The organism is Chania multitudinisentens RB-25, assembly GCF_000520015.2.
Lineage (GTDB): Bacteria > Pseudomonadota > Gammaproteobacteria > Enterobacterales > Enterobacteriaceae > Chania > Chania multitudinisentens.
Genome location: NZ_CP007044.2, coordinates 5,122,729 through 5,147,032, shown reverse-complemented (window position 1 = coordinate 5,147,032; position 24,304 = coordinate 5,122,729). Strand labels below are relative to the sequence as shown.

15 protein-coding genes are annotated in these 24,304 nt (G+C 51.7%); 9 read left to right on the top strand and 6 right to left on the bottom strand.

The window, feature by feature from the left end; all coding sequences use genetic code 11:
• Positions 1 to 160 precede the first annotated feature (160 nt).
• Complete coding sequence (gene degP / locus Z042_RS22910; protein WP_024910394.1) at positions 161 to 1,597, top strand: serine endoprotease DegP; 1,437 nt, start codon at positions 161 to 163, stop codon at positions 1,595 to 1,597.
• A 78-nt stretch (positions 1,598 to 1,675) separates the two neighbouring features.
• On the opposite strand, the gene barA is transcribed toward degP, so the two are convergent.
• On the bottom strand, positions 1,676 to 4,420 hold the full coding sequence (barA, locus tag Z042_RS22905; RefSeq protein WP_024910395.1) for a two-component sensor histidine kinase BarA: 2,745 nt from the start codon (positions 4,418 to 4,420) through the stop codon (positions 1,676 to 1,678).
• Between the two features lie 74 nt (positions 4,421 to 4,494).
• Between barA and rlmD the strand changes: the two genes are divergently transcribed.
• From rlmD to eno, 5 genes are all read left to right on the top strand, one after another.
• A complete protein-coding gene (gene rlmD, locus Z042_RS22900; RefSeq protein ID WP_024910396.1) occupies positions 4,495 to 5,838 on the top strand; it encodes a 23S rRNA (uracil(1939)-C(5))-methyltransferase RlmD in 1,344 nt (447 codons plus the stop codon).
• Positions 5,839 to 5,847: 9 nt separating this feature from the next.
• Complete coding sequence (gene relA, locus Z042_RS22895; protein ID WP_024910397.1) at positions 5,848 to 8,079, top strand: GTP diphosphokinase; 2,232 nt, start codon at positions 5,848 to 5,850, stop codon at positions 8,077 to 8,079.
• Between the two features lie 147 nt (positions 8,080 to 8,226).
• Entirely contained in the window at positions 8,227 to 9,021 is a 795-nt protein-coding gene (gene mazG, locus Z042_RS22890) for a nucleoside triphosphate pyrophosphohydrolase (RefSeq protein ID WP_024910398.1), read from the top strand.
• 364 nt (positions 9,022 to 9,385) lie between these two features.
• Positions 9,386 to 11,023, top strand: coding sequence for a glutamine hydrolyzing CTP synthase (pyrG, locus tag Z042_RS22885; RefSeq protein WP_024910399.1), 1,638 nt, complete (start codon positions 9,386 to 9,388; stop codon positions 11,021 to 11,023).
• A gap of 128 nt (positions 11,024 to 11,151) precedes the next feature.
• Positions 11,152 to 12,447 carry a phosphopyruvate hydratase gene (gene eno, locus Z042_RS22880; RefSeq protein WP_024910400.1) on the top strand — a complete coding sequence of 432 codons (1,296 nt, stop codon included), beginning with the start codon at positions 11,152 to 11,154 and terminating at the stop codon, positions 12,445 to 12,447.
• A gap of 204 nt (positions 12,448 to 12,651) precedes the next feature.
• Here the strand turns inward: eno and Z042_RS22875 are convergent, their stop codons facing one another.
• From Z042_RS22875 to hutU, 4 genes are all read right to left on the bottom strand, one after another.
• Positions 12,652 to 13,233, bottom strand: coding sequence for a helix-turn-helix transcriptional regulator (locus Z042_RS22875; protein WP_024910401.1), 582 nt, complete (start codon positions 13,231 to 13,233; stop codon positions 12,652 to 12,654).
• Positions 13,234 to 14,078: 845 nt separating this feature from the next.
• On the bottom strand, positions 14,079 to 15,467 hold the full coding sequence (locus Z042_RS22870) for an amino acid permease (RefSeq protein ID WP_024910402.1): 1,389 nt from the start codon (positions 15,465 to 15,467) through the stop codon (positions 14,079 to 14,081).
• A 166-nt stretch (positions 15,468 to 15,633) separates the two neighbouring features.
• A complete protein-coding gene (gene hutH / locus Z042_RS22865) occupies positions 15,634 to 17,169 on the bottom strand; it encodes a histidine ammonia-lyase (protein WP_024910403.1) in 1,536 nt (511 codons plus the stop codon).
• Positions 17,166 to 18,857: a urocanate hydratase gene (gene hutU, locus Z042_RS22860; RefSeq protein WP_024910404.1), complete on the bottom strand. Its 1,692-nt coding sequence runs from the start codon at positions 18,855 to 18,857 to the stop codon at positions 17,166 to 17,168. Before hutU ends, hutH begins: the two co-directional genes overlap by 4 nt.
• 447 nt (positions 18,858 to 19,304) lie before the next feature.
• On the opposite strand from hutU, the gene queE reads away from it, so the two are divergent.
• Positions 19,305 to 19,976, top strand: a complete 672-nt coding sequence (gene queE / locus Z042_RS22855; RefSeq protein ID WP_024910405.1) for a 7-carboxy-7-deazaguanine synthase QueE — start codon at positions 19,305 to 19,307, stop codon at positions 19,974 to 19,976.
• Positions 19,977 to 20,015: 39 nt separating this feature from the next.
• Here queE and queD read toward each other — a convergent pair whose 3' ends face one another.
• The gene (queD, locus tag Z042_RS22850) at positions 20,016 to 20,378 is read right to left on the bottom strand and encodes a 6-carboxytetrahydropterin synthase QueD (protein WP_024910406.1); all 363 of its coding nucleotides are present in this window, start codon (positions 20,376 to 20,378) and stop codon (positions 20,016 to 20,018) included.
• Positions 20,379 to 20,782: 404 nt separating this feature from the next.
• Between queD and cysJ the strand changes: the two genes are divergently transcribed.
• Positions 20,783 to 22,588, top strand: a complete 1,806-nt coding sequence (gene cysJ, locus Z042_RS22845; RefSeq protein WP_024910407.1) for an NADPH-dependent assimilatory sulfite reductase flavoprotein subunit — start codon at positions 20,783 to 20,785, stop codon at positions 22,586 to 22,588.
• On the top strand, positions 22,588 to 24,303 hold the full coding sequence (cysI, locus tag Z042_RS22840; protein WP_024910408.1) for an assimilatory sulfite reductase (NADPH) hemoprotein subunit: 1,716 nt from the start codon (positions 22,588 to 22,590) through the stop codon (positions 24,301 to 24,303). The genes cysJ and cysI overlap by 1 nt, the downstream gene beginning before the upstream one ends.
• The last annotated feature ends 1 nt before the right edge of the window (position 24,304 follow it).

Here is a 24,304-nt window from a genome sequence, read left to right as displayed (position 1 = left end):
CCATCACGTCAAGCTCGGGGTATTATTTCGAGTTTTGTAAAGATGGACAATATTTGTTTACTATTAGGTATCGCTCAGGGCCGGAACTTCGGTGTTTTAATACGCTCTTAATAAGCACAAATTCGCAGTATTTCCTGAACGACTTTAAAGAGACACATAGATGAAAAAAACCGCATTAGTTTTAAGCGCCCTGGCATTCAGTATTGGTATGGCAATGGGGCCTTTAGTCACCGCCAATGCCGCGGAAACGGTATCAGCATCTTCGAGTTCTCAGCCATTGCCAAGCTTGGCTCCAATGCTGGAAAGAGTGATGCCTTCTGTAGTGAGTATTAATGTTGAAGGCAGTACGACGGTGAATTCACAGAGAATGCCTCAGCAATTCCAGCAGTTCTTTGGTGAAGATTCCCCTTTCTGCCAGGATGGTTCACCGTTCCAGAATTCACCAATGTGTCAGGGCGGCCAGGCTGGCCCTGGTGGCCAGGGCACGAAAGAACCTTTTAGGTCGCTGGGTTCCGGTGTCATCATTGATGCTGCTAAAGGCTATGTGGTAACCAACAACCACGTAGTGGAAAATGCCACCAAGATCCAGGTGCAATTGAGCGATGGTCGCCGCTTTGAAGCCAAAGTGATCGGCAAAGATCCTCGTTCTGATATTGCGTTGATCCAACTGAAAGACTCCAAAAATCTGACGGCCATTAAAATGGCAGATTCTGATCAACTGCGTGTCGGTGACTACACTGTCGCGATCGGTAACCCGTATGGCCTGGGTGAAACCGTCACTTCTGGTATCGTCTCTGCGCTGGGCCGTAGTGGTTTGAATATCGAAAACTATGAGAACTTTATCCAGACGGATGCGGCGATTAACCGTGGTAACTCCGGTGGTGCTTTGGTGAACCTGAACGGTGAACTGATTGGTATCAATACCGCGATTCTGGCGCCAGACGGCGGCAACATTGGTATTGGCTTTGCCATCCCAAGCAACATGGTGAAAAACCTGACGTCGCAAATGGTGGAGTTCGGCCAGGTGAAACGCGGCGAACTGGGGATTATGGGAACCGAACTGAACTCTGAACTGGCGCAGGCAATGAAGATCGATGCCCAGCGTGGTGCGTTCATCAGCCAGGTGATGCCAAAATCTTCAGCGGCGAAGGCTGGGATCAAAGCGGGTGACGTGATTGTGTCCATGAACGGTAAAGCGATTTCCAGCTTTGCTTCGTTCCGCGCCGAAATCGGCACTCTGCCTGTAGGCAGCAAAATGTCGTTGGGCATTATCCGTGACGGCAAACCTTTGACTATTGATGTGACGTTGGAGCAGAGCAGCCAGACTCAGGTTGACTCCGGCAACATTTATACCGGTATCGAAGGCGCTGAGCTGAGCAACAGCAGCGGGAAAGAAAAAGGGGTGAAGGTCGATAATGTGAAGGCTGGCAGTGCTGCGGCGCGTATTGGTCTGAAAAAAGGGGATGTGATCCTGGGAGTGAACCAGCAGCCAGTGCAGAATCTGGGCGAGCTGCGTAAAATCCTGGATAGCAAACCTTCGGTACTGGCGCTGAACATTCAGCGTGGTGATACTTCACTGTATTTGCTGATGCAGTAAAACGTTCTGGTATTATCCCTAAAACGCCAGACAATCAGGCCCAAACAACGTTTGGGCCTGATGCTTTTATATGATGGATCAGGTATTGCCCAATTGGAAACGAGCCTCGGTCTGAACTAACTCTATCTCATCCAGCAATTCCAGCCATTCCGGTTCCAAATCACTGTTGCTTACTCCCTGGCGCAGCTGTTGCTCAAGGTAGTAGCACAGTTGTTTGAGGCGTGGAACACCGCTGTAGCTGCAACTGCCGTGCAATTTGTGGATCAGATCGAGAATCTCGTCGTCTGGCTTCCCTGCCAACAGAGCCTGTATCCGCTCACTGACCTGCGGCAGGAATTCAACCAGCATGCGCAGTAGATCCTGCGCCAAATCTTCTTTGTTGGCAGCCTGGCGCAGCGCCAGCGGCCAGTCCAGCGATAAAGGCTGCTCTGTTGATGGATTATTGCGTGGGGTAACCGGTTCCAACGCCCCTTCGTTGGTATAGTAACGGGCCAGCACATGCGTCAGCATGGCTTCATCAATTGGTTTTGCCAAATAGTCATCCATGCCTGCCTGTAACAAATACTCACGCTCACCGCTGATCGCGTGAGCCGTGACTGCGATGATCGGCGTAGAATTGTGATGAGGGATCTGGCGAATCAATTCGCTCGCACGAATACCATCGATATTTGGCATCTGGATGTCCATCAGGATCATATCCAGTACGTTATCACGGGCCAGTGCAATCGCTTCTTCACCACTGCCGCACAACAGCGTTTTTTCTACCTGCTCAGCCAGCAAAGTGCCAATCAGTTTCAGGTTTGCCGGATTATCGTCCACGGCCATGACCGTGAGCGGCAGGCGTTTACGCTCTGGCGGCAAGGCTGGGCGATGTGTGGGCTCCATACGCAGTAGTGGATACAAACGATTACAGGAAATTGGTTTGATCAGACAGCCAATGGCCCCAAGTTTCTTCATCGCCTCGGCATCAACCTGCGACTGGCTCGGTAAAGCGAGGATCACCCGATTGGCGATTTTCAGGGCATCCAGCAATTTTTCCCGGTGCTGGGCGATGCTGTCGCGATAGGGGATCGGAACGCCCACCAGCAGGAAGTCGTAATCGTTTTTCGGCAGTTTCCCCAACGTCGGTGAATGGATCACCGTCAGCTGTGTGATGCTTAGCATATTCAGGGTTGCCTGCGCCGCCGTTGGATTGGCTTCGATGTAAGCCAGCATTTTACCACGCAGATCCGGCAGGCTAGGCGGCAGTAATAGCATGCTTTCATTGAGATCAAGCGTGACGTGGAACCAGAAGGTTGAACCTTTGTTCAATTGGCTGTGGAAACAGATATCGCCACCCATTTCGGTCACCAGTTTCTGGGTGATGACCAGGCCCAGCCCGGTACCGCCGTGGCGGCGTGAAATGCTGGCATCCGCCTGACGAAATGCCTGGAACAACTGCGATTGCTGGCGTTCAGAAATACCGATGCCGGTATCGTGAACCTGCACTTCCAATTCCACTTGCCGTTCCAATTGATTACGTAATTCAACGCGGATATCGATATTGCCGGTTTCGGTGAATTTGATGGCATTGCCGAGCAGATTGGTGATCACCTGTTGCAAACGCAGCGAATCGCCAATCACTTGTTCAGGAACATCATTTTGCACATCCAGCGTCAGCTCCAGCCCTTTTTCGTGGGCGCTGGGTGCCAGCAGCACAATCACTTCATCCAGCGTTTCCCGCAGCGAGAACGGAATATGTTCCAGTACCAGTTTGCCGGCCTCCAGCTTGGAGAAGTCCAACACATCATTGATAATAGTTAGCAGATTATTGGCTGAACGCTCAATGGTTTGCAGATAATCGATCTGCGTAACGCTCAGGTCGGTTTTTAGCATCTGGCGTGTAAAACCAATCACTCCATTGAGTGGAGTTCGCAGTTCATGAGACATATTCGCCAGGAATTCGGATTTGATGCGTGCGGCTTCCTGCGCCCGCTTTTTCGCCAGATCCAGTTCGACGTTCTGGATCTCCATTTGCTCCAGTGTCTCACGCAGATCGGAGGTGGCTTGATCAATATTCTGCTGCATTTCTTCATGGTAAGCGGTCAGTGACATCGCCATGGAGTTGATGCCATTTTTCAGCATATGCAGTTCACCGAGCATAAAACCTTCAACCCGGCTATCGAGCTGACCACGGCGAATGCGGTCTACGGTGTTAACCATATTGCGGATCGGGCCGGTGACGTCGCGCATCAGGCGATAGGCAAACAGGATGGCGATACACATGCACAGGAATAACAGTAGGGTAGAAACGAAGATCTCTTTATATTGTTGCAACCGTACTGATTTGAGATCCAGCTCAATGGCGACATATCCCAGTTTTTGATCGGCTTGCAGTTCACTGCCGGTGGTTTCATCGGGATAAGGTGTTTCTGACAGGATCGGAGTGCGCAAAATCAAAGACTCACCGCGCCGGGTCAGCATCAGTTCAGTGGGCAATGGCACATTTTTCGGCAACTGCAATTGAGTATAATTGTGGTGATAATTGGAAGTGACGAAAAGATTATTCTCTGCATCAAATACGGTAATTGAACGAACGATATCCGAATGGCGGCGATGCAGCAGGCTGACTAACTGCCTGACTGATTCGCGGCTACGGAAGGTCATGCCGTATTCGCTGGCCACTGCCAGAGGTTCGATGATGCTGGCACCAGCGTCAACCAACTGTTCTTGCAGCTCGTTGTAACGATGCACCACAAAGAAAGTACTGAGCAGCAAACCGATCAATAACGTTGGTGCCAGGATCAGTATCATCATGCGCGCACGCAGGCTGTATTTGGTCATGGGATTCCAATGTGGGAGAATTGCCGGATACAGTTTAACTTAATGAACATGAACCCGCACTTAATCGACAATTTATGGCGCAATTTTACTCTTCTAAACGCCGCGTGACGACTCGGCCAGTTCCACAAATATTCACTGTAACGGTAACAGACCTCGATCCATTCGGCCAGGGCGTGGCGCGTCATGAAGGGAAAGCGGTTTTTGTTGCTGGTGTATTGCCAGGTGAACAGGCGGAAATTCAACTGACGGAAAGCAAACGCCAATTTGCCAAAGGCAAGGTGAAGCAGTTGTTGAACCATAGCCCGCAGCGGGTTGAGCCCCGTTGCCTGTATTTTGGCCTCTGTGGGGGGTGCCAACAGCAGCATGCTTCGGAAGCCTTACAGCAACAGAGCAAAGCGGCAGCATTGCTGAGGATGATCAGCCGCGAAACGGGGGTCACTCCGCAGCAGGAGCCGGTGATCGCCGGGCCGCAATACGGTTACCGCCGGCGAGCACGCTTGGGATTGTTGTGGCAGCCGAAACAGCAAAAGTTGCTGATGGGGTTTCGTCAGGCTGCTTCAGCCGATTTGGTCGTTGTGAAGCAATGCCCGGTATTGGCTCCTGAATTGGAACAACTGCTGGTGCCGCTGCATGAGTGCCTCAATGGTTTACAGGCGGTCAGGCGTTTGGGCCATGTCGAACTGGTATTAGCGGATAATGGCCCGCTGCTGGTGTTGCGTCACCTCGATACGCTGGCAGAGCGTGATCGGCAAGCGCTACGGGTTTTTGCGCAGCCACGAAAACTGACGGTTTATCTGGCCCCAGACAGCGAACGGCTGGAAAAACTGTGTGGTGAAACGCCGTATTATCAGGTTGACGGACTACGCTTAGATTTCAGCCCGCGCGATTTTATCCAGGTTAATGGTGCGGTAAATCAGCAAATGGTGGCTCAGGCCCTTGAATGGTTAGAGATTAATCCCAATGATCGGATATTGGATCTGTTTTGCGGGATGGGCAATTTTACCTTACCGTTAGCCCGGCGAGCCAAAGCGGTTGTTGGCATTGAAGGTGTTGCCACGTTAGTCGCGAATGGGCAATATAATGCACATAAGAATTTGCTGAGTAATGTGTCGTTTTTCCATCAGAATCTGGAGGAAGATGTTGCACAGCAGCCTTGGGCAGCTCAAGGGTTTGATAAAGTGATGTTGGATCCTGCTCGTGCCGGCGCAGCTGGAGTGATGTCACATATTGTAAAACTGGCACCAAAGCGGGTGGTGTATGTTTCCTGTAACCCCACCACGCTGGCGCGTGATAGTAAAGTGCTACTGGACGCCGGTTATTGTCTTGCCCGTGTGCGGATGTTAGACATGTTTCCACATACGGGGCATCTTGAATCCATGGCGCTGTTTACCAAAGTGCCCAGGGTCGCTGCAAAGTAGGGAGAAGTTATGGTTGCGGTAAGAAGTGCACATCTGAATACGGCGGGTGAATTCGCGCTTGATGATTGGATTGCCAGCCTGAGGCTACCTAACCCGCAGTCATGTGAGCGATTAGCCACCACGTGGCGTTATTGTGAACAGCAAACCCAAGGTTATCCCGATGCGCCTTTATTACTCGGGCGTGGCCTGGAAATGGTGGAAATTCTCTCAACCCTCAGCATGGACAACGACAGCATGCGCGCCGCGCTGCTGTTCCCGCTGGTGAATGCGGGCATCGTGCCGGAAGAAACCCTGACCGAAGCATTTGGTAAAGAGATTACTTCGCTGGTGCACGGCGTGCGTGACATGGACGCCATTCGCCAGTTGAAAGCCACGCATAACGATTCAATGGGCTCTGAACAGGTCGACAACGTGCGCCGTATGCTGTTGGCGATGGTGGAGGATTTCCGCTGTGTGGTCATCAAGCTGGCGGAGCGTATTGCCCATCTGCGTGAGGTCAAAGATGCGCCGGAAGATGAGCGCGTGCTGGCGGCCAAGGAGTGCTTCAACATTTATGCTCCGCTGGCCAACCGCCTCGGTATCGGTCAGTTGAAATGGGAGCTGGAAGATTTCTGCTTCCGTTACCTGCACCCGGATGAATACAAACGTATTGCCAAATTGCTGCACGAACGCCGCATTGATCGCGAACAGTTTATTGATGATTTTGTTGCCTCGTTGCACAAAGCAATGGTGACCGAAGGCGTCAAAGCGGAAATCTATGGTCGGCCAAAACACATCTACAGCATCTGGCGCAAAATGCAGAAGAAATCGCTGGCGTTTGACGAATTGTTCGACGTGCGTGCGGTGCGTGTGGTGGTAGAACGTCTACAGGATTGCTATGCGGCGCTGGGCATTGTGCATACCCATTTCCGCCATCTGCCCGATGAGTTTGACGACTACGTTGCCAACCCGAAGCCGAACGGTTATCAATCGATTCATACCGTGGTGCTTGGCCCGAGTGGCAAAACGCTAGAAATTCAGATCCGTACCCGCCAGATGCACGAAGATGCTGAACTGGGCGTGGCCGCACATTGGAAATATAAAGAGGGTGCGGTGGTGACCGCCCGCTCCGGCTATGAAGAGCGTATCGCCTGGCTGCGTAAACTGATCGCCTGGCAGGAAGAGATGGCGGATTCGGGCGAAATGCTTGATGAAGTGCGTAGCCAGGTTTTCGACGATCGCGTCTACGTGTTTACCCCGAAAGGCGATGTGGTGGATCTGCCAGCGGGTTCCACGCCGCTCGATTTTGCCTACCATATTCACAGCGACGTTGGTCATCGCTGTATCGGTGCCAAGATTGGCGGCCGTATCGTGCCGTTTACCTATCAGTTGCAGATGGGCGATCAGATTGAAGTGATCACCCAGAAGCAGCCGAACCCCAGCCGTGACTGGCTGAATCCGAACCTCGGCTATATCACCACCAGCCGTGGGCGTTCGAAGATCCACAACTGGTTCCGTAAACAGGATCGTGACAAAAATATCCTGGCCGGGCGGCAAATGCTGGACAATGAATTGGAACACCTGGGTATCAGCCTGAAAGAGGCTGAAAAGCTGCTGATCCCGCGCTACAACGTCAATTCATTGGATGAAGTGCTGGCGGGCATTGGCGGTGGGGATATCCGCCTGAATCAGATGGTTAATTTCCTACAGGGCAAGCTCAATAAGCCAAGCGCCGAAGAGCAGGATCGTCAGGCGCTGCGTCAGTTGACCCAGCAGAAAGCCCCAGCCAGCGGCCGCAGTAAAGACAATGGCCGAGTGGTGGTGGAAGGCGTCGGTAATCTGATGCACCATATTGCTCGTTGTTGCCAGCCGATCCCCGGTGACGACATTGTGGGCTTTATCACTCAAGGGCGGGGGATTTCGATCCACCGGGCAGATTGTGATCAACTGGCCGATCTGCAATCCCACGCGCCGGAACGCATCGTTGATGCCGTGTGGGGGGAAAGCTATTCCAGCGGTTATTCGCTGGTGGTGCGGGTGGTGGCGAACGATCGCAGTGGTTTGCTGCGCGATATCACCACCATTCTGGCCAACGAAAAGGTCAACGTGCTGGGGGTTGCCAGCAGGAGTGACACCAAAAAGCAGTTGGCCACCATCGATATGGATATTGAAATCTACAACCAGCAGGTGCTGGGGCGCGTGTTGGCCAAACTTAATCAGTTGCCGGATGTGATTGATGCTAAACGCCTGCATGGCAGTTGAATCTTCAAGCTGCATGGTGATGGGTTGTGAACGTTGGCCAGGTTTATGTGTGAACCGGGCCAACGTTGAGGCATCTCGAAATCCATTGGGTATTCCTTCCATACGGGCATAATGTTTTGTGCTTATTCTTTTGCCAGAGATTGTTACATGACCCAATCCACCTCGTTACAACGCCTGCTGACCATCATGAAAACCTTGCGCGATCCACAGTCAGGTTGTCCGTGGGATCGTAAACAAACGTTTGCGACGATCGCACCTTATACGCTGGAAGAAACTTACGAAGTGCTGGATGCCATTGAACGCCAGGACTATGCCGATCTGCGCGATGAACTGGGTGATCTGTTATTCCAGGTGGTGTTCTACGCCCAAATGGGGCAGGAGCAGGGGTTGTTTGATTTCGAGCAGATCTGTGATGCCATCAGCGCCAAGCTGGAGCGCCGCCACCCGCATATTTTTGGTACGGCGGATGTTGCCGATAGCGCAGCCGTCTCTGCTCGTTGGGAACAACTAAAGGCTGATGAGCGAGCCGAGAAAGCGTTGTACTCGGTATTGGATGACATTCCCAATGCGTTGCCCGCGCTGATGAAAGCCCACAAAATTCAAAAACGCTGTGCCACGGTCGGCTTCGATTGGGATACGTTGGGCCCGGTGCTGGGTAAGGTGTATGAAGAGCTTGACGAAGTGATGCATGAAGCGCAGCAAGCGGTGGTGGATGAGCAGAAGCTGGAAGAAGAGATTGGCGATCTGCTGTTCGCCACGGTCAATCTTTCCCGCCATCTTGGTCATAAGGCTGAAAATGCTTTACAGGTAGCCAACCGCAAGTTTGAACGCCGTTTCCGTCAGGTAGAAGAGATCATGCAGCAGCGTGGCTTGCAGATGAAAAATGCGACATTGGAACAGATGGAAACGGCTTGGCAACAGGTGAAACAGCAGGAACGTTAATCTGAAGCAGTATTGCCGACAGTATCACTTGTTTGATCGGCAACAAGGTTTGCTCACACTGAAACGGTTAAGCTCCGTCGCCTATCTTGCTGAGCGGTACATTCTGTGGCAGAAAAGTCAATAAACTGAAATGTAAGGTGTTTTAGTGCCTCGGAAGGCTGTTTACGGACAAGGTGTTACATTAACCTATTGTTTTTAAAAGGCAGAAAGAGTAATGCTGGCTGATTAAACCTGGATGAACTCACGTTGGTGACAGAGATGATGGATGGCAAAACGATCGTTTGTAGGTCAAGAGAGGTTCGGGTATACTACTTTCCCGTCTTGGTACTTCCATCGTCTTTAAACCTAAACTCTCAGGTTCAGCATGACAACTAATTATATTTTTGTGACCGGCGGGGTCGTTTCCTCTCTGGGTAAAGGCATTGCCGCAGCCTCTCTGGCGGCTATTCTCGAAGCCCGTGGCCTCAACGTTACCATCATGAAACTGGACCCGTACATCAACGTGGATCCGGGCACCATGAGCCCGATTCAGCATGGGGAAGTTTTCGTCACCGAAGACGGCGCAGAAACCGATTTGGATTTGGGCCACTACGAGCGCTTCATCCGCACTAAAATGACGCGTCGTAACAATTTCACGACTGGCCGTATCTATTCCGACGTTTTGCGTAAAGAACGCCGTGGCGACTACCTGGGCGCGACCGTACAGGTTATTCCGCATATCACCAATGCCATCAAAGAACGCATCATCGAAGGCGGCGCGGGCCATGATGTGGTGCTGGTCGAGGTGGGCGGTACCGTGGGGGATATTGAATCCCTGCCATTTTTGGAAGCCATCCGTCAGATGGCGGTTGAAGTGGGCCGCGAGCACACGTTGTACATGCATTTGACCCTGGTGCCGTATCTGGCGGCCGCTGGTGAAGTGAAAACCAAACCAACCCAGCACTCGGTTAAAGAGCTGCTCTCCATCGGCATTCAGCCGGATGTGTTGATCTGCCGTTCCGACCGTACCGTGCCTGCGAATGAGCGTGCTAAAATCGCCTTGTTCTGTAACGTGCCGGAAAAAGCGGTTATCTCGCTGAAAGATATTGATTCTATTTATAAAATCCCTGGCCTATTGAAATCTCAAGGGCTGGACGATTATATTTGTAAACGATTCAGCCTCAGCGCGCCGGAAGCCAACCTGGCCGAGTGGGAACAGGTGGTTTATGAAGAGGCGAATCCGGGCGGTGAAGTGACTATCGGCATGGTCGGCAAATATGTCGAACTGCCAGATGCTTACAAATCCGTGATTGAAGCGCTGAAACACGGTGGTTTGAAAAATCGCCTGACCGTGAATATCAAGCTGATTGATTCACAGGATGTCGAAACTCGTGGTGTTGAAGTCCTGAAAGGATTGGATGCGATTCTGATCCCGGGTGGTTTCGGCTATCGTGGGGTAGAAGGCAAGGTGATGACGGCGCGATATGCGCGTGAAAACAACGTTCCTTATCTGGGTATTTGCCTGGGTATGCAGGTGGCGTTGATTGAATTTGCTCGCAACGTTGCGGGTATGGCAAATGCCAATTCAACTGAGTTTATGCCAGATTGTAAGTATCCAGTGGTTGCGTTAATCACTGAATGGCGTGACGAAGAAGGCAATGTTGAAGTGCGTACCGAAGAAAGCGATTTGGGTGGCACAATGCGCGTTGGTGGGCAGCAATGCCACCTGATCGACAACAGCCTGGTGCGCCAGATGTATGGTGAACCCACCATTGTTGAACGCCACCGTCACCGCTATGAAGTCAATAATATGCTGTTGAAGCAGATTGAAGCTGCGGGTTTACGTGTGGCCGGTCGTTCTGCGGATAACAAGCTGGTTGAAATTATCGAGCTGCCAAATCATCCGTGGTTTGTCGCTTGTCAGTTCCACCCTGAATTTACGTCAACGCCGCGTGATGGGCATCCGTTGTTCGCTGGTTTTGTCAAAGCAGCGGGTGAACACCAGAAGCGTCAGGTGAAATAAGAGTTTTGGTAAATAGCGCGCGGCAGAAACCGCGCGTTATTTGTCTGGGGTTTTATACCCAAAGTATTTCAAGCGGTAGCCTGGAAGACGATGGGAATAGTTTAACTTGCGACTTGAGGAAAATAGATATGTCCAAAATTGTGAAAGTCATCGGCCGTGAAATCATCGACTCACGCGGCAACCCAACTGTTGAAGCCGAAGTGCATCTGGAAGGTGGTTTCGTTGGTCTGGCTGCTGCGCCGTCAGGTGCTTCCACCGGTTCCCGCGAAGCGCTGGAACTGCGTGACGGTGACAAATCTCGTTTCCTGGGTAAAGGCGTACTGAAAGCCGTTGCTGCGGTCAATGGCCCAATCGCTCAGGCCGTGCAGGGTAAAGATGCCAAAGACCAGGCTAACATCGATAAAATCATGATCGAGCTGGACGGCACAGAGAACAAATCCAAGTTTGGTGCTAACGCCATTCTGGCAGTTTCTCTGGCGGCGGCCAAAGCTGCTGCGGCTTCCAAAGGAATGCCGCTGTACGAACACATTGCTGAACTGAATAACACTCCGGGCAAATTCTCTATGCCTCTGCCGATGATGAACATCATCAACGGTGGTGAGCACGCGGATAACAACGTTGACATTCAGGAGTTCATGATTCAGCCGGTTGGCGCTAAAACCCTGAAAGAAGCTGTACGTATGGGTTCTGAAGTATTCCATCACCTGGCAAAAGTGTTGAAAGCTAAAGGCATGAACACGGCAGTGGGTGACGAAGGTGGCTATGCGCCGAACCTGGGCTCCAACGCAGAAGCTCTGGCTGTTATTGCTGAAGCGGTGAAAGCGGCAGGCTACGAGCTGGGCAAAGACATTACCCTGGCGATGGACTGCGCAGCTTCTGAGTTCTACAAAGACGGTAAATACGTTCTGGCTGGCGAAGGCAACAAAGCTTTCACTTCCGAAGAGTTCACACACTTCCTGGAAGATCTGACCAAGCAGTATCCGATCGTTTCTATTGAAGATGGTCTAGACGAGTCTGACTGGAATGGTTTTGCCTACCAGACCAAAGTGCTGGGCGACAAAATCCAATTGGTGGGTGACGATCTGTTTGTTACCAACACCAAGATCCTGAAAGAAGGCATCGATAAAGGTATTGCTAACTCCATTCTGATCAAGTTCAACCAGATCGGTTCTCTGACCGAAACTCTGGCAGCTATCAAGATGGCGAAAGATGCGGGTTACACTGCGGTGATCTCTCACCGTTCAGGTGAAACTGAAGATGCAACCATCGCTGACTTGGCGGTAGGCACCGCGGCTGGTCAGATCAAAACCGGTTCTATGAGCCGTTCTGACCGTGTGGCTAAATACAACCAACTGATTCGTATCGAAGAAGCTCTGGGTAGCCGCGCACCGTTCAACGGTCTGAAAGAAGTTAAAGGCCAGTAACGGCAATATATCCATAGATTTCAAGAGACAGGAAACATCTGTAGCTTGAAAGAGAGCGATATTAGAAAATACATACGGGGAATGTTAAAGCATTCCCCGTTATTGTTATCATCCCCCTGATATTTTACTGCCCTTCCTTGTAATAGGCTTCACATCACCAGTGGCTGGTTTATTTCAGAACAACAGCGGTAGAAGGCGATGCGGTTACAGCATGGCGATCATTTTCAAGAGTTCAACGCGGTTACAGATACCGAATTTTTTACTCGCGTTATTCAAGTGGGAATAAATGGTTTTCGGGTGCAAGTGCAACCGTTGTGCAATGCTGTTAATGCTTTCATTACGGGCTATTTCACAAAGCACAATGACTTCGCCGGGTGTAATCATGGGGGGTTTTTTGGTGCTCCAGGTGTGGCCATTGGCTACCGGCGCTTCCTGCTGTAGTAAGGCCAGGCACATTTCGAATACCACATCGGTCTTTTCCTTCTTATCCAATATCGCATCAGGATGTGCTCGGGCAATTAAAGACAGCACCAAGGGGGAAATTTTATCAATAAAAAACAGTGTTTTTATCTTGGGGTTGAGCGCTCGAATGTGTTTGAGGAATAGAATATATTCTTCAAACAGGTAAATTTTCTCAGGAAAATTCATTATAATCAGATTAAAATGAGTCTTTCCATTTTGCAGAAAGTCGATGGAAGGATGAGATAAACAAAGAATATCTTGCGCTAATAATGCCTTCATTCCCAACTGGCATAGTGGTGAACGCTCAATATAAATAATGCTCATGCTGATTCTCCTTGCAGCTTTTTAACCACACTATTCATTGTGCATGTGATGTCATCGCTCGTTAGGTGGATAATTAACGAGTAAACATTTAAAGGAATAAATTACTAATAATAAGCTATGATTATGATTAGATAGAGCATAAAGATGGTATAAGTGTTTCAATACATTCCATGTTTAGTCAGATTAGTCCCACATAAAATCCAATTTAATTATAGAGATAAATTTGATTAATGGCAGGAGACTATCACACATGTAACTTAATGTAAAAAACATTCACTAAACTTCACTATGGGCTGGTTTTTAAGAAAATTCTTAAAATTCGACTTGCAAATTAATACATAAAAAATAATATATAGAAAACAACATCCTTATGTTAATTAAATAACATTGGTAAATAATTCATGCTAGGGATTATTTTATGCGAGGTAAATAAAATAATAATTATTTTTAGAATAAAATAGAATATGGATATCTTTGCAAGAATATTCTTAGTTATTATCCTCGAGTTAACGATAAATTCCAGATTAAAAATAAAATCGGTTTGATGATGCGGGTAAACCGGGTATTGATACCCATTTTACTACTGCGTGTGCTATTGCGGCCTTTAGTGGGGGGAATAGCGGGCAGCGTGGGGTCATGTACCAAACTAAATAGAATGCTAAGAGCCTATTTTAATCGGCTCTTAGTCTGCAAATTCTGAATACTGATTGAGAGGGGTATTCTGAAGTGGGTAGCCAATCGGCCAAGCATGTTTGGGGAATGGCAGGCTGGCTTCATCAGTGGCAACCCAGCGTGCGGGTTGCCCTAAAACTGACTTAAATGATGTTTATCTTCCACTGCCTGGTTTACAGGTTTTGTGGTGAGGTCACGGTGAGAGGGGCTTTTTTACGCACCCACAGCCAGTAGGCCAGAGTGAGCAGCGCCACCCAAACCAGCCCGACATACAAAGCAATGCGGCTTGCTTCAAAGTAACCGAGCAGGCCGATGACAAACAGCATAAATACCGTGGCTAGCGCCGGAGCCAGCGGCCACCAAGGCACCGGGAAACTCAGTTGGCTGACTTCTTCTTTGGTCAGGGTGCGGCGCATGGCGATCTGCGAAAGCAGGATCATCAGCCATACCCACACGGTGGCAAAGGTGGCGATCGACGCAATGATCATGAAGATCTGTTTCGGGATGAAATAGTTGAGTACCACTGCCAGTAGGAGTGCGACGGACATCACCAGTACGGTCATCCAGGGGACTCCGTTGGAGGTCAGTTTCGAGAAGCTTTTTGGTGCCTGCCCGTCACTCGCCATACCGTACATCATGCGGCCTGCGCCAAAGATGTCGCTATTGATGGCTGAAATAGCGGCGGTGATCACGACAACGTTCAGCACGCTGGCAGCGGAGCTGATACCCAGGTTACTGAAAATCTCTACAAACGGGCTGCCTTTCTGGCCGATGCTGTTCCAAGGGTAGATGGCCATCAGCACCAGTAAGGTCAACACGTAGAACAACAGTATGCGTAGTGGGACGGAGTTGATGGCTTTCGGCAGTACTGTTGCCGGATCTTTGGCTTCGCTGGCGGTAATACCGATAATTTCAATGCCACCGAAGGCAAACATGACCACTGCCAGAGAAGCGACAACGCCGCTAATACCGTTTGGCATAAAGCCGCCGTGTTGCCACAGGTTACTGAAACCGGTGGCCTCTTGCGCCTGGCCGAAACCAAACAGCATCACAGCCGCACCGCCAACGATCATCGCGATAATGGCCACTACTTTTACCAGTGAAAGCCAGAACTCCATTTCACCAAACACTTTGACGCTGCACATGTTGAGTGCGCCGATAAACATAATAATACTCAGCACCCAAACCCACTGGGCGACATCTGGGAACCACAGCCCCATATAGATGCCAAAGGCGGTAACGTCAGCCAGGGCCACGATCACCATTTCAAAAGTATAGGTCCAACCGGTGAGGAACCCGGCCAGCGGGCCAAGATAGTGGCTGGCATAATGACCGAAGGAACCGGAAACGGGCTGATGAACCGCCATTTCCCCCAGTGCGCGCATCACCATAAAAACCGCTGCGCCGCCAACCAGATAGGCCAGCAGCACTGCGGGGCCTGCCAGTTGGATGGCTCCTGCCGAACCGTAAAACAGCCCGGTACCGATAGCGGAACCCAAAGCCATAAAGCGAATGTGCCGTGCGTTCAAGCCGCGCCGGAGTTGAGTTTTTTCGTTACGCATGTTGCTTCCCCGTTTTAGAGTAGTTGTCGGACAGGCAGCACTGTCCACACCGGGGGAACGAGCCGCGGTGGGACAGAGTACGAACTTGTAGAGTGTACCCTTTTGTTTTTCACACCGTAGCCGGGTTGGCTGCGGTGTGAAATCCATGGGTATTGTAGAGAAATTGCTACGCTTGGCTAGGCAAGAGTGCCGCAGGCACCAGCGATGTCAAGTGACCCGCCAACAACAACTTACTGGCGGTTTCGATATCAGGGGCGAAGAACCGATCCTTATCGTAGTAACTGACATGCTCACGTAGCAGGCGGCGAGCCTGCTCCAGGCCTTCAGTGGTTTGCAGGCCTTTACGCAGATCCAGGCCCTGGCAGGCAGCGAGCCATTCCACGGCAAGGATACCCCGCACATTATCTGCCATTTCCCACAGGCGGCGGCCTGCGGCTGGAGCCATGGAAACATGGTCTTCCTGATTGGCAGAGGTCGGGATACTGTCAACGCTGGCCGGATGTGCCAGCGCTTTATTTTCGCTGGTCAGCGCTGCCGCGGTGACCTGAGCGATCATAAAGCCGGAGTTTACGCCGCCGTTATCCACCAGAAATGGGGGTAGCTGCGACATGTGTTTATCCATCAACAAAGAAATACGGCGCTCGGCGAGCGAACCGATTTCAGCGAATGCCAACGCCAGATTGTCGGCGGCCATTGCCACTGGTTCCGCGTGGAAATTACCGCCGGACAGCACGTCGCCCTGCTCAGCAAATACCAGCGGGTTGTCGGAAACCGCATTGGCTTCGATCTCCAGCACTTCCGCAGCCTGGCGAATCTGCGTCAGGCAGGCCCCCATCACCTGTGGCTGGCAGCGCAGGGAGTACGGATCCTGCACCTTTTCACAATTGTGGTGCGAGTCGGACACCGCGCTGCGTTTTCCTAACAGGTGGCGGTAAGCCGCAGCGGCATCGATCTGCCCGCGCTGGCCGCGTACTTCATGGATCCGTGCATCGAACGGGCTACGGGAACCTAATGCTGCTTCTACCGTCAGGCTGCCGGTAACGGTCGCTGCCGCGTACAGGTCTTCTGCATCAAACAGACCGCGCAGGGCAAAGGCCGCAGAAACCTGTGTGCCGTTCAGCAAAGCCAACCCTTCTTTGGCGGCAAGCTGAAGGGGTTTCAGGCCGGCTTTGGCCAGGGCTTCGGCTGCGGGCAACCATTCCCCCTGATAACGGGCTTTACCTTCCCCCAGCAATACCAGGCTCATGTGTGCCAGCGGTGCCAGATCGCCGGAGGCGCCAACGGAACCTTTCAGCGGGATATGTGGATACACTTCGGCGTTCACCAGGGCGATCAGGGCCTGAATCACTTCTAGCCGAATACCGGAAAAACCCCGTGACAGGCTGTTGATCTTCAACACCATAATCAGGCGCACCAGATGGTCATCGGTCGGTGTGCCAACGCCTGCCGCATGAGAAAGCACAATGGAACGTTGCAGGTTTTCCAAATCTTCACGGGCGATACGGGTTGAGGCCAGCAGGCCAAAGCCGGTGTTGATACCGTAAGTAGTACGGTTTTCTTCCACAATGCGTTCTACGCAGGCCACGCTTTGCTGGATCGCGCCATAAGCATGATCGTCCAAGGTCAGTTTCACCGGATGTTGGTAAACCTGGCGCAGTTCGGCAAGCGTCAGTTTGCCCGGGCGGATAGTCAGCGCTTTCATGCTTGCTCTCCCTGAGTAGCGGCGATCATCGGCAGATTGAGGCCTTGTTCGCGTGCACAATCGATAGCGATATCATAGCCTGCATCGGCATGGCGCATCACGCCGGTGGCTGGATCGTTATGCAACACGCGGGCAATACGTTCAGCGGCTTCATCAGTACCGTCACAGACGATCACCATTCCAGAATGCTGGGAAAAGCCCATGCCTACGCCGCCACCGTGGTGCAAAGAAACCCAAGTCGCGCCGCTGGCGGTGTTCAGCAGGGCATTGAGCAGCGGCCAATCGGATACCGCATCGGAGCCATCTTGCATTGATTCGGTTTCGCGGTTCGGGCTGGATACTGAACCGGAATCCAGATGGTCACGGCCAATCACGATCGGGGCAGACAGCTCGCCACGGCGCACCATCTCGTTGAACGCCAGCCCCAATTTAGCGCGTTGGCCCAGGCCAACCCAGCAGATACGCGCTGGCAAACCCTGGAAGCTGATGCGCTCACGCGCCATATCGAGCCAATGATGCAAATGCGCATCGTCTGGGATCAACTCTTTCACCATCGCATCGGTTTTATAGATATCCTGCGGATCGCCGGACAGCGCCGCCCAGCGGAACGGACCAATGCCCCGGCAGAACAACGGGCGGATGTAGGCTGGCACAAAGCCTGGGAAATCAAAGGCGTTGCTGACGCCCATTTCTTTTGCCATCTGACGGATATTGTTGCCATAGTCAAAAGTCGGTACGCCCATTTTCTGGAACGCCAGCATGGCTGCAACATGTTCAGCCATTGATTGCTTGGCCGCTTTGACCACCTGCGCGGGTTCGGTTTGCGCACGGCGGCGGTATTCCTCCCAGCTCCAGCCCTTCGGCAGATAGCCGTTCAGCGGATCGTGGGCGCTGGTCTGATCGGTGACCATATCTGGGCGCACGCCGCGTTTGACCAGTTCCGGCAAAATCTCGGCCGCGTTGCCACACAAAGCAATGGAGATGGCTTTGCCTGCGGCAGTGTATTGCTTGATACGTGCCAATGCGTCGTCCAGATCGGTCGCCTGTTCATCGACATAGCGGGTTTTCAGACGGAAATCGATGCGGCTCTGCTGGCATTCGATGTTCAGCGAACAAGCCCCGGCCAGCGTAGCGGCCAGTGGTTGGGCGCCGCCCATGCCACCTAACCCGGCAGTCAATACCCAGCGGCCCTGTAGGTTGCCATCATAGTGCTGGCGGCCTGCTTCAACGAAGGTTTCATAAGTGCCTTGAACAATGCCCTGGCTGCCGATGTAGATCCAGCTACCGGCGGTCATCTGGCCATACATTGCCAGGCCTTTGGCATCCAGTTCATTGAAGTGTTCCCAGGTTGCCCAATGTGGCACCAGGTTGGAGTTGGCGATCAACACACGCGGAGCGTTGCTGTGGGTTTTGAATACGCCGACGGGCTTGCCGGACTGCACCAGCAGGGTTTCGTCGTCTTCCAGTTTTTTAAGGGTTTCCACAATCTTATCGTAGCAATCCCAATCACGGGCAGCGCGGCCGATGCCACCGTAAACCACCAGCTCGTGCGGGTTTTCCGCCACTTCAGGATCGAGGTTGTTCATCAGCATGCGCAGGGGCGCTTCGGTCAGCCAGCTTTTGGCGTTTAATTGTGTACCACGGGGAGCGCGTATATCGACGTTGCGAACTTTGTTATTTGCAGTCACAGCTATTTCCTCAGACAGTATCGATACAGATTTCATGACACAGCAAATTGATCACGGGTCATAACATTGTGTCGGGTTAATTAACATATACTTGTATGTACAAGCATATGCAATACTAACCATTCTGCGATGGAAAAATCACAATTAAAATTTTTTATACTTAAAAATCATTGCAATATGGTTTTTAGACCCGATAAAACCGTTGTGAACCTGTGGTGAAACAGTGAGCTATTCGACAAAAATGAATTAAAATCGCATCGTTTTTGCGCGACGAATCACAATATTTTTACATACCCATTACAAGTTAGTGGTGAAGATAACGTCCTCATCAAGCACAGTGGCGCACCTACGCAAAACGGTCGTTCCATGAAAGGTGTTGACCCCGGTTTGGTCGCAGAAGCTGGATCTGCGATAATGATTTTTTACCCTGCCAGAATAGAGAAATCCATGCAGTATCCGATTAATGAGATGTTCCAAACCTTGCAAGGGGAAGGCTATTTCACCGGCGTCCCGGCTATTTTTATCCGCTTGCAGGGGTGCCCGGTGGGATGCAGTTGGTGTGATACCAAACATACCTGGGAAAAGGGGGCTGAACGGGAAGTGGATATGCAACGGATATTGCTAAAAACCACCGAGAGCGATACCTGGGGGAGTGCCAAGGCAGAGCAATTGCTTCGCGTAGTACATCAGCAAGGGTATACCGCGCGCCACATTGTGATCACGGGGGGAGAACCCTGTATTTACGATCTGTTGCCACTGACAACGTTGTTCGAAAGCCATGGCTATGCTTGCCAGATAGAAACCAGCGGCACCCACGAAATCTTCTGCTCTCCCAATACCTGGGTGACGGTTTCGCCTAAAGTGAAGATGCGCGGAGGATTAACGGTGCTGGATCAGGCACTGCGGCGAGCCGATGAGATTAAACATCCGGTCGGGCGTGAGCGGGATATTGCTGCGCTGGATGAGTTACTGGCAACGTTGCACGATAAGAAACGCCGTATTATTGCGCTGCAACCGATTAGCCAGAAAGAAGAAGCAACGCGTTTGTGTATTGAAACTTGTATCGCCCGCAATTGGCGGTTGTCGATGCAGACGCATAAGTATCTGAATATTGCCTAAACACCCTTTCCATCAGGTTATCGCCTGTTGGAAAGGTCTTTATTCACCTTTATACACGCAGCCTGCGGTACAGGTTTCTTTCACGATCACCGCCGTTAACGCTGGCAGTTGTGGTTTGAGCTGTTGCCAGATCCAGGCAGCCAGCACTTCACTGGTTGGGTTTTCCAGGCCAGGGATCTCATTCAGATAGTGGTGGTCCAGGCGTTCCCAAATCGGGTTAAACACCGCTTTTAATTCAGCAAAATCCATAACCCAGCCGGTATAGGCATCCACTTCGCCGGTCACTTCCAACCGCACCATAAACGAATGCCCGTGCAAGCGGCCGCATTTATGGCCTGCGGGAACGTGCGGTAAACGGTGTGCGGCTTCAAACATAAAATCTTTAAATAGCGTGGTTGCCATTATTACAGCCTCATTGAATAAAAAAATGCCGCATAGTGTAGTGAAAAATAGCGTTTATTACCATTTATACCCTGCTAAACGCTTGGTTTTTTGCAGCCAGGGTTTAACACTTTTTTTGTTTGATCGGCGCGTAGCTTATCGGATGAGGTTATCAGCTATAAATGCGATTCATTCAATGATGGATGAAAAAAAATCTTTATTTTCATATCGATAAAAAAACGCACTTAACGTTTTAACCGTTATCCCTTACCAGAAAAAAAGCTTAGTCATTTTGGTTATTATTTATTGCTATCCCTTATTTAAGCGTTGCAATGGTGCTCGGTAACCTTACAAACTCTCCTGAATCTTTTCAGGCAAGCAAATAGCGACTGAACATTGGCTAAGCATAGGATATCCGTACTGCGATGACGACTCAGGTTCCTCCAACATCTTTGCTCCCGCTGACACCCGAACAGCTGGCACGCCTTCAGGCAACGATTGGTGAATACTCACCAACGCAACTGGCGTGGCTGTCCGGTTATTTCTGGGGAATGGTTAATCAGCAACCGGGAGCGGTCGTTAGTACGCCCGTTGCACCTACCGCCGTTGCGGCCAGTATCACCGTGATTTCCGCTTCACAAACCGGCAATGCGCGCCGGTTGGCGGAACAACTGCGTGACGATCTGCTGGCAGCCAAACTGAACGTCACGCTGGTGAATGCCGGTGACTACAAATTCAAACAAATCGCTCAGGAACGCCTGCTGGTGATAGTGGCTTCCACCCAAGGGGAGGGCGAACCGGCAGAAGAAGCAGTAGCGCTGCATAAATTCCTGCATTCGAAAAAAGCACCAAAGCTGACCAAGACCGCCTTTGCCGTATTCGGTTTAGGCGACACTTCTTACGAGAATTTTTGCCAGTCCGGTAAAGACTTCGATGCCAAACTGGCCGAATTGGGCGGAGAGCGTTTGGTTGAGCGTATTGATGCCGATGTGGAATACCAAGAGCTGGCAAGCGCGTGGCGTAAGCAGGTGGTTAACGTGCTGAAAGCGCGGGCACCCGCGGAAAACAGCGCGCCGGGTGTCGCGGTGAGCGGTGCCGTCGATCTGCTTGACAGCAGTCCTTACAGCAAAGAACAGCCGTTGACAGCACAACTGGCGGTGAAACAAAAGATCACTGGCCGGGGTTCGGATAAAGATGTACGCCACATCGAGATTGATTTAGGTGATTCCGGTTTGCGCTACCAACCGGGCGATGCGTTAGGCGTCTGGTTCGACAACGATCCCGCGCTGGTGGATGAACTGGTGCAACTGCTGTGGCTGAAAGGTGATGAGCCGGTTGATGTCGAAGGCAAAACCCTGCCGTTACGCGATGCGATGCGTAGCCACTTTGAACTGACGCAAAACACCACGCCGATCGTGGAGAAGTATGCTGCACTGTCGCGCGATGAAAAACTGATCGGCCTGTTAGCCGATAAAGCCGCGCTGCAACATTACGCCCATAACACGCCGATTGTGGATATGGTGCGCCAAGCCCCTGCTGATTTGCAGGCTGAACAACTGCTTGGTCTGCTGCGCCCGTTGACGCCGCGTCTGTATTCTATCGCTTCCTCGCAGGCGGAGAATGAAAACGAAGTACATATTACCGTGGGCGTAGTGCGTTACGAGATTGATGGCCGTGCTCGCGCCGGCGGCGCTTCCAGCTTCTTGGCGGATCGCCTGGAAGAAGAGGGTGAGCTGCGGGTGTTTATCGAACATAACGACAATTTCCGTCTGCCTGCCGATCCAGAAACGCCGGTGATTATGATTGGCCCTGGGACTGGCATTGCGCCATTCCGTGCTTTTATGCAACAGCGTGAAGCCGAGGGGGCCGGGGGGAAAAACTGGCTGTTGTTCGGCAACCCGCATTTTACCGAAGATTTTCTGTATCAGGTCGAATGGCAACGCTATGTGAAAGAGGGTTTGCTGACCCGCATCGATCTGGCCTGGTCACGGGATCAGCAGCATAAAGTGTATGTGCAGGACAAACTGCGTGAGCAGGGAGCGGAAGTGTGGCGCTGGCTCCAGCAAGGTGCGCACATTTATGTCTGTGGTGATGCCAACCGCATGGCAAAAGACGTTGAAAACGCATTATTAGCACTGGTGGCCGAGCACGGTGACATGGATACCGAGCAGGCAGATGAATTTTTAAGTGAGCTGCGCATTGAGCGCCGTTATCAGCGAGATGTTTACTGATGAGTGACAAACACCCTGGGCCGCTGGTTGTGGAAGGCAAATTGGCCGATGCCGAGCGCATGAAGAAAGAGAGTAATTTCCTGCGCGGTACTATTGCGGAGGATTTGCAGGACGGCCTGACCGGCGGCTTCAACGGCGACAACTTCCTGTTGATCCGTTTTCACGGCATGTATCAGCAAGATGACCGTGATATTCGTGCTGAACGTGCTGAACAAAAGCTGGAACCGCGCCACGCAATGATGCTGCGCTGCCGCCTGCCGGGCGGCGTTATCACGCCGCAGCAATGGCTGGGCATCGATAAATTTGCGCAGGAAAGCACTCTGTACGGCAGTATTCGTATTACCAACCGCCAGACGTTTCAGTTTCACGGCATCCTGAAAGGCAATGTGAAACCGGTGCATCAGTTGTTGAACCGCCTGGGGCTCGATGCACTGGCGACCGCCAATGACGTTAACCGTAACGTGCTGTGTACCTCGAATCCGGTTGAGTCTGAGCTGCACCAGGAAGCCTACGAATGGGCGAAGAAAATTTCCGAACATTTGCTGCCGCGTACTCGTGCCTATGCAGAAGTGTGGTTGGATAAAGAAAAAGTCGCGACCACCGATGAAGAACCGATCCTTGGCGCTACCTACCTGCCCCGCAAGTTTAAAACTACGGTAGTGATCCCACCGCAGAATGATGTGGATCTGCATGCCAATGACATGAACTTTGTCGCAATTGCTGAAAACGGCAAGCTGGTGGGTTTTAACCTGTTGGTGGGCGGCGGTCTGTCTATTGAGCATGGTAATAAGAAAACCTATGCACGTAAGGCGAGTGAATTCGGTTATATCCCGCTGGCGCATACGCTGGCGGTTGCCGAAGCGGTGGTTACCACCCAACGTGATTGGGGCAACCGTACCGATCGCAAGAATGCCAAAACCAAATACACGCTGGAGCGTGTTGGGGTGGATACTTTCCGTGCCGAAGTCGAAAAACGTGCTGGTATCACCTTCGAACCGGTGCGCCCGTATGAGTTTACTGGCCGTGGCGATCGCATTGGCTGGGTAAAAGGTATTGATAGCCAGTGGCACCTGACGCTGTTTATCGAGAATGGCCGTCTGCTGGATTATCCAGGGCGCCCGCTGAAAACCGGCGTGGCCGAAATTGCCAAGATTCACCAGGGTGATTTTCGCCTGACGGCTAACCAGAACCTGATCGTGGCCGGAGTACCAGAAAAAGAGAAGGCGAAGATCGAAGCATTGGCGCGCCAGCATGGTTTGATCGACGACGCTGTCAGCGAACAGCGCAAAAACTCGATGGCCTGCGTGTCTTATCCCACTTGTCCACTGGCGATGGCGGAAGCTGAACGCTTCTTGCCTGAGTTTGTCACCAAGGTGGAAGGCATCATGCAGCAGCATAGCGTGGGTGATGAACATATTGTTTTACGCATCACCGGCTGCCCGAACGGCTGTGGTCGTGCGCTGTTGGCGGAGATTGGCCTGGTGGGTAAAGCGATTGGCCGCTATAACCTGCATCTGGGGGGCAACCGTGAAGGGACGCGTATTCCACGTATGTATCGCGAAAATATCAATGAAGACGATATCTTGCAGGAAATCGACCAATTGGTAGGCCGTTGGGCGAAAGAACGCACGACAGGTGAGGGTTTTGGTGATTTCACGATCCGTAGTGGGATCGTTCGGCCAGTAGTGGATTCAGCACGCGACTTCTGGGATTGAC

Coding starts and splice junctions, on each gene's coding strand:
- mazG (WP_024910398.1), top strand. CDS start 8,227: ATGACCCAATCCACCTCGTTACAACGCCTGCTGACCATCATGAAAACC.
- Z042_RS22875 (WP_024910401.1), bottom strand. CDS start 13,233: ATGAGCATTATTTATATTGAGCGTTCACCACTATGCCAGTTGGGAATG.
- pyrG (WP_024910399.1), top strand. CDS start 9,386: ATGACAACTAATTATATTTTTGTGACCGGCGGGGTCGTTTCCTCTCTG.
- rlmD (WP_024910396.1), top strand. CDS start 4,495: ATGGCGCAATTTTACTCTTCTAAACGCCGCGTGACGACTCGGCCAGTT.
- queD (WP_024910406.1), bottom strand. CDS start 20,378: ATGGCAACCACGCTATTTAAAGATTTTATGTTTGAAGCCGCACACCGT.
- queE (WP_024910405.1), top strand. CDS start 19,305: ATGCAGTATCCGATTAATGAGATGTTCCAAACCTTGCAAGGGGAAGGC.
- eno (WP_024910400.1), top strand. CDS start 11,152: ATGTCCAAAATTGTGAAAGTCATCGGCCGTGAAATCATCGACTCACGC.
- barA (WP_024910395.1), bottom strand. CDS start 4,420: ATGACCAAATACAGCCTGCGTGCGCGCATGATGATACTGATCCTGGCA.
- Z042_RS22870 (WP_024910402.1), bottom strand. CDS start 15,467: ATGCGTAACGAAAAAACTCAACTCCGGCGCGGCTTGAACGCACGGCAC.
- hutH (WP_024910403.1), bottom strand. CDS start 17,169: ATGAAAGCGCTGACTATCCGCCCGGGCAAACTGACGCTTGCCGAACTG.
- relA (WP_024910397.1), top strand. CDS start 5,848: ATGGTTGCGGTAAGAAGTGCACATCTGAATACGGCGGGTGAATTCGCG.
- cysJ (WP_024910407.1), top strand. CDS start 20,783: ATGACGACTCAGGTTCCTCCAACATCTTTGCTCCCGCTGACACCCGAA.
- degP (WP_024910394.1), top strand. CDS start 161: ATGAAAAAAACCGCATTAGTTTTAAGCGCCCTGGCATTCAGTATTGGT.
- cysI (WP_024910408.1), top strand. CDS start 22,588: ATGAGTGACAAACACCCTGGGCCGCTGGTTGTGGAAGGCAAATTGGCC.